Here is a 13,156-nt window from a genome sequence, read left to right as displayed (position 1 = left end):
TGTAGGAAGCCGTCTGGTGGTATGGTAGGAACCAAGATTGAAGCAACGCCTTCTCGCTAGAGGACCTTTGTCCTTCCGGCGGAGGGCTTGCTCGATCCAGGAGAACTCTTTTTGACCGGCCCGGCTTCCAACCCTGCCCCCTTGCCTCACCGGGATGTGGATTTCCACCTCCTGGTGGATGCGGTGACAGATTATGCAATCTGCATGCTCGACAACGATGGGCGCATCATCAGCTGGAATACGGGTGCCGAACATATATCAGGCTGGAAAATGGGCGAGATTCTGGGCCGCCATTTCTCGGTTTTCCACCCTCCTCAGGACATGAGCGACGGCAAAGCGGACAAGGAACTGGAGATTGCCCGTGAGACAGGTCGTTTCGAGGCGCAAGTCACGCGCATTCGCAAGGATGGCACGAGCTTCATCGCTCATGTGAGCACAACTCCGTTGTGGAGCGAGGCAGGCCAACTGCGGGGTTACGCCAAGGTCACGCGTGACATCACCGAGCGCGTGGCCGCCGAGGAGGCCCTGAAAACTCGCGAGGCGCATCTGCGTTCCATCCTGGAGACGGTGCCCGACGCCATGATTGTCATTGACGAACAGGCGCACATTCAGTTCTTCAGCGCCGCCGCCGAGCGCCTTTTTGACTATGAGGCCCACGAGGTCACGGGCCAAAACATCAAGATGCTCATGCCAAATCCTTATCGGGACCAGCACGACCATTACATGAACCGCTATCTTTCGACGGGTGAGCGGCGGATCATCGGCATCGGCCGCGTGGTGGTGGGGCAACGCAAGGATGGTTCAACGTTCCCGATGGAGCTTGCCGTCGGCGAAATGCGGTCGAGCGGCCAGCGATATTTTACAGGCTTCATCCGCGACCTGACTGAGAGACAGAGGACCGAAGCGCGCCTTCAGGAGCTTCAATCCGAACTCGTGCACATGTCGCGCTTTACAGCTCTCGGCGAAATGGCCTCGACCCTGGCCCACGAGATCAATCAACCGCTGACCGCCATCGCGAACTATCTTAAGGGCTCACGTCGCATCCTGCAGCGCATGGAAGAGCCTGAGGTGCCCATGCTTCAGGAGGCTGTCAGCCAGGCCGCTGATCAGGCCTTGCGGGCTGGCCAGGTCATTCGCCACCTGCGGGAGTTCGTGGCTCGCGGCGAAAGCGAGCGTCACATTGAAAGCCTGCCCAAGCTCGTCCAGGAGGCAAGTGCCCTCTCCCTCGTTGGCGCCAAGGAGAAGAGCGTACGCGTCACCTTCAGCCTTGATCCCGATGCGCCCCTGGTTCTGGCAGACCGCATTCAGGTACAGCAGGTGCTTCTCAATCTTATCCGCAATGCCATTGAGGCGATGCAGGACGCTCCGCGACGGGAGCTCATCGTGGCGACCCAGGCTGTGCCCAACGAGAGCCTTGTCGAAGTGAGCGTGTCTGATACGGGAACCGGCATCGCACCCGAGATTGCGGAGCAGCTGTTCCAGCCTTTCATCACGACGAAGAAGCATGGCATGGGCGTGGGCCTGTCGATCTGCAGGACGATCGTCGAGTCGCATGGCGGCAAGATATGGGTTGAGTCGGAACCCAATCGGGGAACCGTCTTCCGGTTCACCCTGCGTTCGGTTAGTCAGGAGGAGTTGGTGAATGCCGAGTGAAGCTGTTGTGCATGTGGTGGACGACGATCAGGCGGTACGCCAGTCTCTCTCCTTCCTGCTCGCATCAGACGGCCTACCGGTTCGTCTCCATGAGTCAGCCTCTGCATTTCTCGACAACGTGCAGGATTCATCCGTTGGATGCGTCATCACGGATGTGCGTATGCCGGGAATCGATGGCATTGAGTTCATCCGCCGCCTGAAGGCACGCGGCTTCACGCCTCCGGTCATCGTCATGACGGGCCATGCCGATGTTCCGTTGGCCGTTGAGGCCATGAAGGAAGGCGCAATCGACTTTATCGAGAAGCCTTTTGATGACGATCTTTTCCTTGCGGCGGTGCGGGCTGCGCTCAAGCGGCAGGAAAAGCATGTCCAGGAGGACGCCCAAACCATCGAAGTGAGGGCAAGGGTCCAGTCCCTCTCCGAACGTGAAAGCCAGGTTCTGGAGGGCCTTGTTGCCGGAAAGGCCAACAAAGTCATTGCTTACGACCTCGGCATCAGCCCGCGGACTGTGGAGATCTACCGAGCCAATGTCATGAGCAAGATGAAAGCCGCGAGCCTCTCGGATCTTGTGCGCATGGCCCTTCTCGCCGGTGTGCGCGCGGGCGGGGCCGTTTAGCATGTCCTTAAGGAGAATTCCTGAATAGAGCCGCCCTCTCGAATTGAGGCATATCAAGCTCATAGTCCCAACGATGGAGTAGGCCTGAGCCAACCTAGAGCCAGGGACCTAGCAGGACCTCATCATGTCCAAGACACCAGGGCTCGTCATCGTGGTGGACGATGACGACGCCGTCCGACGATCACTGAAGTTTGCCCTTGAGATGGAGGGCCTCAACGTGCGTCTTTATGAGAGCGGCGACGCACTCCTTGCGGACGGTGATCTGCCCGTGAGCGGCTGTCTTGTGATTGACTATTACATGCCGGCCATGGACGGCGTCGAACTGATCGACCGCCTGCGGCACCGCTCCGTCAGACTGCCCGCCATCCTGATCACCGCAAGAGCCACCAAGGACCTGCGCAGGCGCGCGGCCAGATCCGGGTTCCGCGAAGTGCTGGAGAAGCCTCTCGAAGATGGAGCCCTGATTGACAGCATTCATGGGGCCCTCGCCGTCCTCGCATGATGACCTCCGGTATATCCCTTAGGGAGAGCATCTGAATTTCACGGCCAGCCTTGGCAGAGTACCCATGAACTCACGTCAGACACCAAACACGGCGAGAGTTCTATGCAAACCGCAGACGCCCCTCTGAATTCCCATGCAGCCCCTAGCATCGCGCTCCTGCGCGGCCCTGCGCCGACGCGCAAGGCGCATGAGGCTTCTGCACTCGGATCGGTCCGCCGTCTGGTCAAGGATGAAGAAGTTTTCGTCGAGGGCGATCGGGCAGCCTTCTACTATAAGGTACAATCCGGCGCGGTCCGGACGTTCAAGCTTCTGAGCGACGGGCGCCGGCAGATTGACGCGTTCCATCTCCCGGGTGACATCTTCGGCATGGAGCCCGGTGAGGAACACCGGTTTAGTGCCGAAGCTGTCGGGGATGCAACCATCGTCTCCTACCGCCGGTCCAATCTCGGCGCACTCGACCAGGACGATGGCGACGTCCCCACCCAGATGATGTCGGCAGTGCTGCTGTCTCTCGTGCGGGCTCAGAACCATATGCTTCTGCTCGGGCGCAAGAATGCTGTCGAGAAAATTGCTACCTTTCTTCTCGATCTGTCCGGGCGCACCGCAAACAACGATCAGATCGACCTCCCGATGTCTCGAACTGACATTGCCGATCACCTCGGTCTGACGATCGAGACCGTTTCGCGCTCGCTGACACAACTCGAGCGCCAAGGCGTCATCGAGTTACCTGCTCATCGACGCTTCATCGTTCTTCGCAACAGGCCAGCCCTGGAACGCCTCGACATGTGAACCGATCATGGGGTTGCGATCCCCTTGTTAGCGACCATCCGTTCGTTTGTAGTCACACAGTGCTGATAGTAAGCCGGACCGACATCGCGACCCACCTCCGCCTGTCGCGCTCGATTGTGGCGGAGAGTGCAGCGATGAGTAACGGCTTGACGCCGCCGATCGGCATCGGCTTCAAAATGGCCTCAGAGATCAGCACCGTCTGCCGGATAAAGCCATGAGCGCCATATGGCCCTATCTGGGCGCATCCTTCGTCTGATTTCTCGTCATCGCTATGATCCCGGCACGGCAGCTTCAGTTCCCAAGTGCCTCGACGACAAGCTCGAAAGTAACGCATACAGGATTGTCGCCACGGACAATCTCTCCGGAGGAAATCACCCCATCCATGTCGACGACGTCCAGTGTAAGCCTGGCACTTGTCTGCCCATCCAAACTCGCAAAGTGGCCGGTACGGATCAGAACTTCCGTGGCATGTGAATCCACCCTCGCCCCATCAACGAAGCGCACGCCATTCAGACTTCCGATGCCATAGATATGGGCGCTTGCTATCCCGTGCTGTGAGCAGATTTCCTCAATGGCGAAGCTGATATCCTGATTGGGACGAACCTTAGCGAGCAGCACGGGAGCACCTGCCTTCGGGGAGCCCGCTCCGGCATGTCGAACCGGTTCGAAAAGGGTGAAGTTCGTCTCCGGATCGGGCATAGCCTCGAAGGTCGCATCCCTGAAGCCAATGCCCGTCACATCGATAGGCTCCGCGACCCTGGACAAGGGAGCGAGCATGTGGCCCATCCGCTGTCCCTTAATCGTGTCCCAGATGCCGTGGCAATGGAGAAAGGCTTTTCCCTCCCGCACACCAACGATGGCGCAGGCGCGTGTCACGTCCACCAGCCCGTCGGGCTCGAAGGTCTCGCTATACCAGGCTACGTAGCGGGGATCGGAAGATGCGGCAGGCATCACATACCGGAAAGGTTCGCAGCGGCCGCCCCGGAATTCCACGAAGCCGCCGATGCAGCCGGCCTCCCGCATGCCCGCAGCGACGGCTTCGTCAACTGCCAGACCGGGCTCCAGCACGAAGCGGATCGGCACGGCTGCGCCAGACACGGCGACATACCGCTCCACAGCGACCGGACCAGGATGATCGATGCGTCTCATGGTCGGCCCTCCTCCCGCCGCCTAATCCGCCCGCATGATCTGCTTCGGGTCGGCACGGGAATCTCGCGCTCCCCAACGCCCAGCCTCTACACGGGTGATGAACTCTGTCAGGAGCTGGTTGAACAGCGCCGGCTCTTCCAGGTTCAGTGTGTGACCGGACTTCGGAAGCATGGCAAGGCCGCAGCGCGGAACCGTCCGCTTCAGGAAGATGCCCGGTTGAATGGAGTGATCGTCCTCGTCGCCGACCACCAAGAGCAACGGAACCTCAAGGGCCGCCAGTTCGGCCTCCAGGTCGTAGAGCGAGGGTCGCCGCATCTGAACGCCGCGCATGGTATTGGCGGCACCCTTGTCGGAATGCTGCGCCATCCGCTCTACGAACAGCTGCCAGCCGCGGGGATCCTTCTCCTGGAACTGCACCCGCGAGGCGCTCTCTCCATAGACGGAGGCAAACGCCCGTGCGCCGCGTTCCTCGAAACCCAGTGCCACCTGCTCGGAATTGCGGCGGAAGAAATCCTGATGCTCCTTCTCCGAACCGTAGCCGGCTCCGGCGACAACAGCGGATCGGATGCGATCGGGATAGCGCAGCGCTGCATGCAGGCACGCGAACGCTCCCATCGAGAGGCCAACGAGATGAGCTTTGTCGCTCCCGGCCGTGTTCATGACGTCGATGATGTCATCGGCTGCGCGGGCTTGGGAGTATTTCTCCACATCCTCGGGTATGTCCGATGGCGGATAGCCCCGGGCTGAGAAGGTGATGCATTGGTGCCTGCGGGAGAAGTAGCCGACCTGCGGCTCCCAACTCCAGTGGTTCCCGCCGAACTCGTGCACGAAGACAATGGGCGTGCCCGTACCCGTGGATTCGTAGAAGAGCCGGATCCCGTCGCTCGTGGTCGCGTATGCCATTGCAATCGATCTTCAATGAAACTCGGATACGGAACAGCTCTGCCCGCCATCAACAGCGAGGCAGACGCCCGTAATGAACTGCGCCTCGTCGGACGCGAGAAAGACCGCCGCATTGGCCACGTCCCAGGCGGTTCCCATCCGCCCCATCGGCACGGCCGCATTGCGCGCCGCCACCATCTCTTCGACCGAGGCGTACTGACCGGAAATCTGGCGATAAATCAGAGGCGTATCGATGAGGCCCGGCATGATGCAATTGGCCCGGATCCCTTGACGGGCATATTGCATTGCGAGCGCGACCGTTGCCTGGTTCACCGCGGCCTTGGTGGCGTAGTAGGCAAAATAGGGATAGCCGGTCCAGCGGATCGCCGCGAGGGAAGAGATGTTGACGATGGCGCCTCCGCCCTGCCTTAGCATGTGCGGGATCACGGCCTTTGCCGTGCGGTACACAGGGCCGATATTGAGCTTCAGCGCGGCCTCGAACTTCTCCTCCGTCAACTCGACGGGGCCGCCCATGTGGGTCACCCCCACATTGTTGTGCAGGATATCAATGTGCCCAAAGGCCGTGACGGCATGAGCGACCGCGGCCTCGACCGAATGCGTATCAGTCACATCGGCAGCAACTGCAACGGCTTCACCGCCTTCCCTGCCGATGATCGATGCCGTCTCCTCCGCCGCCTCCGGGACCAGATCAACGCAGACGATGCGAGCACCCTCGCGAGCATAGGCAACGGCTGCGGCCTTTCCGTTGCCCCAGCCGTCACCGGAGGATCCGGCTCCGAAAACGATGGCCGTCTTGCTCTTGAGGCGGTCGACCATGAGGCTCTCCAGCGCGCTCGCACGCATTCGACAGAAAGCAGAATGCGACCGGCGAGTGTCGCCGATCGCGAGGGTGAGGTCGGTTCGCCGGTCAGGTCAGGCTGCCGCCCACGGATTTCTCGAGGATGGCCCAGGCCTCGTCGCCATACTTCTTCTTCCATTCCGCATAGAAGCCGGCTTTGCGCAGCGCCTCGCGGAAGAGCGCCGGATCCGGGTCGTTGAACTGCATGCCCTTGGAGACGAGATCGTCCTTTAGGCCCGCATTGAGCTTTGCCACATCCGCGCGCTCGGCGACTGCCGCCTCGTTGAGGTGCTTGGCAACGATGGGACGCAGGTCCTCCGGCAGTCGCTCCCAGGCGCGGCGGTTGGCCAGGAACCAGAACCCGTCCCACATGTGGTTGGTCATGGAGACGAACTTCTGCACTTCATACAGCTTCGCGGTCGAAATGATTGCGAGCGGATTTTCCTGCCCGTCGACCACCTTGGTCTGCAGTGCCGTGTAGACTTCAGCGAAGTTGATGCTGGCGGGCGCCGAGCCGAAGGCGGTGAACATGGATGTCCAGAGCGGGCTCACCGGCACGCGAATCTTGAAGCCCCTCAGATCATCGGGCGTTTGGATCGGCTTGTTGGAACTCGTGGTCTGGCGGAATCCGTTATCCCAGATCTTGTCCATCACGACGAGGTTAGCCTTGGAGATCTGGCCGCGCACATAGGCGCCGAGCTCGCCATCCATAGCCTTCCAGACGCTGTCGTAGTTCGGGAAGGCGAAGCCTATGCCGCTGATCGAAGCATTCGGCACAAGAGTGGAGAGGATCAGCGGCGACAGGGTGAAGAATTCGACGCCGCCCGACCGGACCTGACTGAGCATGTCGGTGTCAGATCCAAGCTGATTATTGGGGAAGATCTGGATCTCGACGCGTCCACCGGTCTCCTGCTTGATCCTGTCGGCCGCCTCTTTCGCACGCAGGTTCATCGGGTGCGTGACCGGCAGATTGTTGGCGTATTTATAGGTGAACTCGGCTGACTGGGCGCGAACTCCAAAGCTGCTGACCATTGCGGCTGAGGCAGTGCCCTGCAGCAGGGTGCGGCGTGAAATGATCATGTTTCTCTCCCTCATACTTGTGTTGTGTTAGGCGGCTTGTAACGGGCTCCCGTGTCACAGGAAGGCGGTGGAAATGCCTGGGATCGCGGCAATCAGCACAAGGCCGACGAGCAGCGCGAGGATGTAGGGCCAGATGGCTCCCATGGCCTCATCAGGCGGGACGTTTCCGATCTTGCAGGCGATGTAGAAGCCGATGCCGATGGGAGGCGCCATCAGGCCGATGTTCATCGCCGTCACGACGACCATGGAATAATGGATGTCGTTTATGCCCAGATTCTTGGCGATCGGGAACATGAGCGGCGCCATGAGGACGATGGCCGGCAGGCCCTCCAGCACGCAGCCGAGGATCAGGAACACCACGATGGTCATAGCCATGAAAATGATCCAGCCGCCTGGCAGGCCAGCCATATAGGATGCAAGCTGCTGGGCGAAGCCGGTCTGCGTGAGGGCCCAGGCCATGGCAAGCGCCGTCCCGAGGATCAGCAGGATTGCGCCGGAGAGCGCCGCTGTCTCCACGAGCATGTCATAGAATTTGCGTGGGCCGATGCCGCCATAGAGAAAGATGCCGATGACGAGTGCGTACAGCACTGCGATGGTGGAAACCTCGGTCGCCGTCGCGACGCCGCCACCGACCGCGCTCCGAATCAGGAACGGCAGCACCAGCGCCGGCGCAGCAATGAGCATTGTGCGCCACATCGTCCGGAACGGAGCCCGCCGCACGTCACCGAGGCTCTCGCCTGCGGCCTTCATTCGCGCAAGGGCCGCGAGCACGGCGAGCAACACCATGGCGACGACGAAGCCGCTCGTGAACAATCCGGCAATGGACACTCCGGCCACGGAGCCGAGCACGATGAGAACGATAGAGGGCGGCACGGTATCAGCCATGGCTGCACCCGTCGCCAGCAACGCGATCATCTCCCGCGGCTTGTGCCCGCGTCGCTTCATCTCCGGGAACAAGGCGGGAGCGACGGTGGCCATGTCCGATACCTTAGAGCCTGATATGCCGGAGACCAGGAAGAGAGACCCAAGCAGCACATAAGACATACCGGCTTTCACGTGCCCCAGGAGGGAGGCGAGAAAGTCGACGATGGCCTTGCCCATGCCCGTCGCGTCCAGAATGCAGCCGAGGAATACGAAAATCGGCACCGACAGCAGGATGATGCTCGACATACCCTCATCCATGCGTCCGATCATGACGAAGATCGGCACGCGCGTGCTGAAGGCCAGGAATGCCAGGGTGCCGATGCCGAAACAGAATGCGATCGGAACCCCCATCACGAGGCACAGGGCCACGACCCCAACGAGAAAGATGAGGATATTGACGTTGCCGAGTCTCAGCAGCGTCGGCGAGAGAAGCCAGAGCATGCCCACGATGGCCGCCACGAGAACTGTCGACACGACGAGGTCACGCACGGTCGAGGTCTTCACCGCATGCGACGCGATGAAGGCCACCATGGCAAAGATGCCGAAGGCGATTGCCGAGACGCGGAAGCTGTTGGGGATGTTGAGAGCCGCCGACGTGACATACCATTCCTCCATCACGTATTCGACAGCCGGCTGCAGCATGACAAGTAGAAACGTCGCGGTCAGAACTAGGCCGAGAGTGTGGATGAACCCCTGCAGACTCCTTGGGAACATCCCGGTGAAGAGCGTCAGCCTGAGATGCTCGTTCCGATCGATGGCGATGGCAGAGCCCAGCATGGCAAGCCACAGGAACGAGATCGACGCCACTTCATCGATCCAGACAACCGGATAGGAGAACACATAGCGGGAGGCGACGCCTGCCAGAAGCAGCACGATGATGACGCAGAGAAGCAGCGCCGAGACTGCCTCGATCGGACGGATCAGCAGAGCCCCAATGCGGGGCGCAGCAGTTCCCTCGGCTCCTGACATCGGGGCGACGGCGTCGCTTGCGGCAGCCATGTTGCTCTCCATGCTCAATCACGCCGCCTGGCGGCAGCGTATTCTGCTGCTCATGGATGGCCGATTTTGATTGCGGCGCGACATCTCACGCCCCGCCAAAGGGAACTCGCACAGGCTGTAGGCACGGTTGAGAGGGCTTCATGCCGGTTCCCTCAACAATCATCTCGCTTCCTCCAGTCTGCTCTGCGACAGCAATAAACGCAGCGCAGAAGGTCCATCTTATGGATCTTTGTTTCACGAAAGCCAGCAAAAAGATACACGTCTTACAAACCATTGCAACACAGGGCGAAGCAATTTAGCCTCTTTGTAGGGATGAATACCGGCAGCTTTGGTCCATCATGTGGACCAACGACGGATTTGCACAATGGATGATGCCTCCTTGTCGACCGGAGATCTTTTTGGATCCCAAAGTGTGGACAGAGCCCTGCGCCTGCTGGCGCTGGTCGGACGTGAAGCGGAACGCGGCGCGCAGCTGAGCGATATTGTCGAGGAGAGCGGCCTCAATAAGCCGACAGCGCGCCGACTGCTCCTCGCGTTGATACGTGCCGGCTTGGTGGAGCAGGAGGCGCGGACACGCCGGTACTATCTGGGTGAAGAGGCTTATGTGCTCGGCACCCTCGCTTCACGTCGCCACGGCTTGCTTGAGCTTTCGCTTGAGAGCCTGCGGAATCTCTCCGACGTCACGATGGACACGAGCTTTTTGTCCGTAAGGCGCGGCAATTATGCGGTGTGCCTGCACAGAGAGGAAGGCACCTATCCTGTGCGGACCCATGCCCTGCAGGTTGGAAACCAGCATCCTCTCGGCATTGGCGCCGGTTCGCTCGCGATGCTGTCCTCTCTCGACGACGATGAGGTAGAAACCATCCTCGCCACGAACAGGAAGGTTCTGGAAACCCAGTACGCCTACTACCCCGTGGAGCAGATCCGTGACGATATCGCTGCCGCTCGTCGGCAGGGTTATGCGCTCAATCCTGGCCGCATTGTTGCTGGCTCCTGGGGCCTCGGCCTTGCAATCAGGTTTCCGGATGGGCGCATCGCCGGTGCGTTGAGCCTCGCGGCCATCGACAGCCGCATAAGCGCCGGACGTCAACCGGAACTCGCCCGCCACCTTAGAACAGAGGTCGAGAGCGTCGAGAGCAAGCTCCGCAACATGTTCATGCCTGCGGGAGCCTGACTATGCCAACCCAAAGCCCCGTCCATTCGGAACGAGCCTCATGAACAGCAGCCCTCCCCTGATCACACCTGCAACGAAGCGGGTCATGAACCTGTCCCACATCCTGCGTCAGGCGGCACGCCGGCATGGCGCGGGGACCGGCTTCGTCTGGGGGGAGCGCACTTGGACTTGGGTTGAACTCAACCAACGTGTCGATGCCATGGCGGCGGCACTCGCCGCAAAGGGTATTCGGAAGGGTGACCGCGTACTGGTGCAGTCGAAGAACTGCAACCAGATGTTCGAGTCGATGTTCGCCTGCTTCCGGCTTGGCGCAGTCTGGGTACCGACGAACTTCCGGCAGACCCCGGACGAGGTGGCCTACCTGGCACAGGCGAGCGGCGCTTCGGCCATGATCTGTCACGGCGACTTCCCCGAACATGCCGAGACCATCCTTGAAACGGCGCCGAGTGTCCGGTTTATGATCTCTATCGGCCGCTCTGCCTTCGGCGAAAACTACGACGATCTTGTTGAGCTACATAGGGGGCATTCGGTTTCGGAAGCTGCTGTGGAGTACGACGATCCGTGCTGGTTCTTCTTCACCTCAGGGACGACTGGACGTCCTAAGGCCGCCGTTCTGACCCATGGCCAGATGGCCTTCGTGATCACCAACCATCTGAGCGACCTGATGCCCGGCACCACAAATGCCGATGCATCTCTGGTGGTCGCGCCGCTATCCCACGGCGCCGGCGTGCATCAACTCGTGCAAGTCGCACGAGCCGCCAAGACGGTGCTTCTGTCGAGCGAACGCTTCGATGTCGATGAGGCCTGGAGTTTGGTGGAGAGGTGGCGCATCACGAGCATGTTCACGGTGCCCACCATCGTGAAGCTGCTGACGGAGCACCCCTCGGTCGATGAACACGATCACTCCTCCCTGCGCTACGTGATCTATGCCGGTGCTCCCATGTACCGGGAGGACCAGAAGCACGCCCTGAAAAAACTCGGAAAGGTGCTGGTGCAGTATTTCGGACTCGGCGAGGTCACCGGCAACATCACCGTGCTGCCTCCTTGGCTCCACGATCCGGAGGACGGCCCGGGTGTGAAGGTGGGAACCTGCGGCTACGAGCGCACGGGCATGCAGGTCTCGATCCAGGACGATCAGGGCCGTGAGGTTCCGGCAGGCGTGACAGGCGAAATCTGCGTCTGCGGACCGGCGGTCTTCGCCGGTTATTACAACAACCCTGAAGCCAACGCCAAGGCGTTCCGGGACGGCTGGTTCAGAACAGGCGATCTGGGTCATGTGGATGAGGAGGGTTTCCTCTTCATCACCGGGCGAGCCTCGGACATGTACATCTCAGGCGGCTCCAACATCTATCCGCGCGAGATTGAGGAGAAGATCCTCACCCATCCCGCAATCGCCGAGGTCGCGGTGCTGGGGGTCCCTGACAGAACCTGGGGCGAAGCCGGCGTGGCCGTGTGCGCCCTACGGCCGGATCAGACGCTCGACGAAAGTGAGCTCCTCGCTTGGCTCGACGGCAGGATCGCACGCTACAAGGTTCCAAAGCGCGTCTTCTTCTGGAAAGCCCTTCCGAAGTCCGCCTATGGCAAGATCACCAAGAAGACCATTCGTGAGGAACTGGAGACACAAGGCTGCCTTCAGCCCGCCGACCCTGCCGAATCTTCGGCTCAACGACGATGAACGTTTCAAGACTACTTCCATGACGTGTGCTGGTGAGCAGGCAAGCAGGAGCATCTACGAAGCAGGAGAGCGCGATGTCCATGCAGCAAACGATCTTCGTCACAGGCGGCGCCTCCGGGATAGGCTTTGCCATTGCCGAAGGGGTGCTCGGCCAAGGCTGGCGCGCCATCATTGCGGATCGCGACGAGCGGAACTTAGACCAGAGCCGTAAAGCGCTCGCAGGCTTCGGCCCTGACGTTCATTTCCTTCAGCTGGATATCGCAGACGAAGCCGCTGTGGTGCATGCGGTGGAGCGGTGTGAAACGCAAGTCGGTCCGATCGATGGGTTGGTCAATGCCGCAGGTATCGCGAAGGATGTCCCCGCGCTCGACACAAGCGCCGACCTGTTCCGCAGGATCCTTGAGGTCAATGTCATCGGGAGCTTTGTGACCTCCCGTGAGATCGCCAAACGGATGCGCGAGCGCGGCAGAGGTGCAATCGTGAACATTGCCTCCGTTTCAGGAATTCGCGGGAACGTCGGACGGGTCGCCTATGGCGCCTCCAAAGGCGGGGTGATTACAATGACGCAGGTTATGGCCGTGGAGCTCGCAACCTCGGGAATACGCGTCAACGCTATTGCGCCTGGGCCTGTCGATACGCCCCTCGTGCGCGAGATCCACACCGATCAGATCCGTGCCGAATGGATCCAAAGAGTTCCTCAGCGCCGATATGGGGAACCGTCTGACATCGCCAGTATGGCGATCTTCCTCCTCGACGACGGGAAAGCAGGGTTCGTAACGGGACAGACCATCTGCGTCGACGGCGGGTTTACAGCCGCAGGCCTTCTAGGCCATTGAATGCGGCCGCGCCCTATC

General features: G+C 60.6%; 12 protein-coding genes. 7 read left to right on the top strand and 5 right to left on the bottom strand.

The annotated features are described in order from the left end of the window. Positions 1–111 precede the first annotated feature (111 nt). The 4 genes from JQC81_RS07575 to JQC81_RS07560 all read left to right on the top strand — a co-directional run bounded on the left by JQC81_RS07575 (position 112) and on the right by JQC81_RS07560 (position 3,560). Positions 112–1,653 carry a PAS domain-containing sensor histidine kinase gene (locus JQC81_RS07575; RefSeq protein ID WP_281400239.1) on the top strand — a complete coding sequence of 514 codons (1,542 nt, stop codon included), beginning with the start codon at positions 112–114 and terminating at the stop codon, positions 1,651–1,653. Next, positions 1,643–2,269, top strand: a complete 627-nt coding sequence (gene fixJ, locus JQC81_RS07570; RefSeq protein WP_203271205.1) for a response regulator FixJ — start codon at positions 1,643–1,645, stop codon at positions 2,267–2,269. Before JQC81_RS07575 ends, fixJ begins: the two co-directional genes overlap by 11 nt. Positions 2,270–2,393: 124 nt before the next feature. Further along, positions 2,394–2,771, top strand: a complete 378-nt coding sequence (locus JQC81_RS07565; RefSeq protein ID WP_203271204.1) for a response regulator transcription factor — start codon at positions 2,394–2,396, stop codon at positions 2,769–2,771. 102 nt (positions 2,772–2,873) lie between these two features. Beyond that, entirely contained in the window at positions 2,874–3,560 is a 687-nt protein-coding gene (locus JQC81_RS07560) for a helix-turn-helix domain-containing protein (protein ID WP_203271203.1), read from the top strand. Positions 3,561–3,851: 291 nt separating this feature from the next. Here the strand turns inward: JQC81_RS07560 and JQC81_RS07555 are convergent, their stop codons facing one another. The 5 genes from JQC81_RS07555 to JQC81_RS07535 all read right to left on the bottom strand — a co-directional run bounded on the left by JQC81_RS07555 (position 3,852) and on the right by JQC81_RS07535 (position 9,453). Beyond that, positions 3,852–4,709: a PCC domain-containing protein gene (locus JQC81_RS07555; protein ID WP_203271202.1), complete on the bottom strand. Its 858-nt coding sequence runs from the start codon at positions 4,707–4,709 to the stop codon at positions 3,852–3,854. Between the two features lie 21 nt (positions 4,710–4,730). Continuing rightward, positions 4,731–5,612 carry an alpha/beta fold hydrolase gene (locus JQC81_RS07550; protein ID WP_203271201.1) on the bottom strand — a complete coding sequence of 294 codons (882 nt, stop codon included), beginning with the start codon at positions 5,610–5,612 and terminating at the stop codon, positions 4,731–4,733. Positions 5,613–5,624: 12 nt separating this feature from the next. Then, a complete protein-coding gene (locus JQC81_RS07545; RefSeq protein WP_203271200.1) occupies positions 5,625–6,428 on the bottom strand; it encodes an SDR family NAD(P)-dependent oxidoreductase in 804 nt (267 codons plus the stop codon). Between the two features lie 91 nt (positions 6,429–6,519). Next, positions 6,520–7,530, bottom strand: a complete 1,011-nt coding sequence (locus JQC81_RS07540) for a TRAP transporter substrate-binding protein (protein WP_203271199.1) — start codon at positions 7,528–7,530, stop codon at positions 6,520–6,522. A 54-nt stretch (positions 7,531–7,584) separates the two neighbouring features. After that, complete coding sequence (locus JQC81_RS07535; RefSeq protein WP_203271198.1) at positions 7,585–9,453, bottom strand: TRAP transporter large permease; 1,869 nt, start codon at positions 9,451–9,453, stop codon at positions 7,585–7,587. 364 nt (positions 9,454–9,817) lie between these two features. Between JQC81_RS07535 and JQC81_RS07530 the strand changes: the two genes are divergently transcribed. The 3 genes from JQC81_RS07530 (at position 9,818) to JQC81_RS07520 (ending at position 13,138) form a co-directional block, all read left to right on the top strand. After that, complete coding sequence (locus JQC81_RS07530; RefSeq protein ID WP_203271197.1) at positions 9,818–10,627, top strand: IclR family transcriptional regulator; 810 nt, start codon at positions 9,818–9,820, stop codon at positions 10,625–10,627. Positions 10,628–10,667: 40 nt separating this feature from the next. Next, positions 10,668–12,302 (top strand): acyl-CoA synthetase, encoded by a 1,635-nt coding sequence (locus JQC81_RS07525; RefSeq protein WP_203271196.1) that lies wholly within the window; start codon positions 10,668–10,670, stop codon positions 12,300–12,302. A 74-nt stretch (positions 12,303–12,376) separates the two neighbouring features. After that, positions 12,377–13,138, top strand: coding sequence for an SDR family NAD(P)-dependent oxidoreductase (locus JQC81_RS07520; protein WP_203271195.1), 762 nt, complete (start codon positions 12,377–12,379; stop codon positions 13,136–13,138). Positions 13,139–13,156: the final 18 nt, after the last annotated feature.

This window comes from Microvirga arabica, assembly GCF_016811235.1.
GTDB lineage: Bacteria > Pseudomonadota > Alphaproteobacteria > Rhizobiales > Beijerinckiaceae > Microvirga > Microvirga arabica.
The sequence above is the reverse complement of the archived record's forward strand: the minus strand, read 5'-3'. Positions and strand labels throughout refer to the sequence as shown.

What these genes read in the sequence shown, in the direction of transcription:
- fixJ (WP_203271205.1), top strand. Translation starts at nt 1,643, where the DNA reads ATGCCGAGTGAAGCTGTTGTGCATGTGGTGGACGACGATCAGGCGGTA.
- JQC81_RS07565 (WP_203271204.1), top strand. Translation starts at nt 2,394, where the DNA reads ATGTCCAAGACACCAGGGCTCGTCATCGTGGTGGACGATGACGACGCC.
- JQC81_RS07560 (WP_203271203.1), top strand. Translation starts at nt 2,874, where the DNA reads ATGCAAACCGCAGACGCCCCTCTGAATTCCCATGCAGCCCCTAGCATC.
- JQC81_RS07555 (WP_203271202.1), bottom strand. Translation starts at nt 4,709, where the DNA reads ATGAGACGCATCGATCATCCTGGTCCGGTCGCTGTGGAGCGGTATGTC.
- JQC81_RS07550 (WP_203271201.1), bottom strand. Translation starts at nt 5,612, where the DNA reads ATGGCATACGCGACCACGAGCGACGGGATCCGGCTCTTCTACGAATCC.
- JQC81_RS07545 (WP_203271200.1), bottom strand. Translation starts at nt 6,428, where the DNA reads ATGGTCGACCGCCTCAAGAGCAAGACGGCCATCGTTTTCGGAGCCGGA.
- JQC81_RS07540 (WP_203271199.1), bottom strand. Translation starts at nt 7,530, where the DNA reads ATGATCATTTCACGCCGCACCCTGCTGCAGGGCACTGCCTCAGCCGCA.
- JQC81_RS07535 (WP_203271198.1), bottom strand. Translation starts at nt 9,453, where the DNA reads ATGGCTGCCGCAAGCGACGCCGTCGCCCCGATGTCAGGAGCCGAGGGA.
- JQC81_RS07530 (WP_203271197.1), top strand. Translation starts at nt 9,818, where the DNA reads ATGGATGATGCCTCCTTGTCGACCGGAGATCTTTTTGGATCCCAAAGT.
- JQC81_RS07525 (WP_203271196.1), top strand. Translation starts at nt 10,668, where the DNA reads ATGAACAGCAGCCCTCCCCTGATCACACCTGCAACGAAGCGGGTCATG.
- JQC81_RS07520 (WP_203271195.1), top strand. Translation starts at nt 12,377, where the DNA reads ATGTCCATGCAGCAAACGATCTTCGTCACAGGCGGCGCCTCCGGGATA.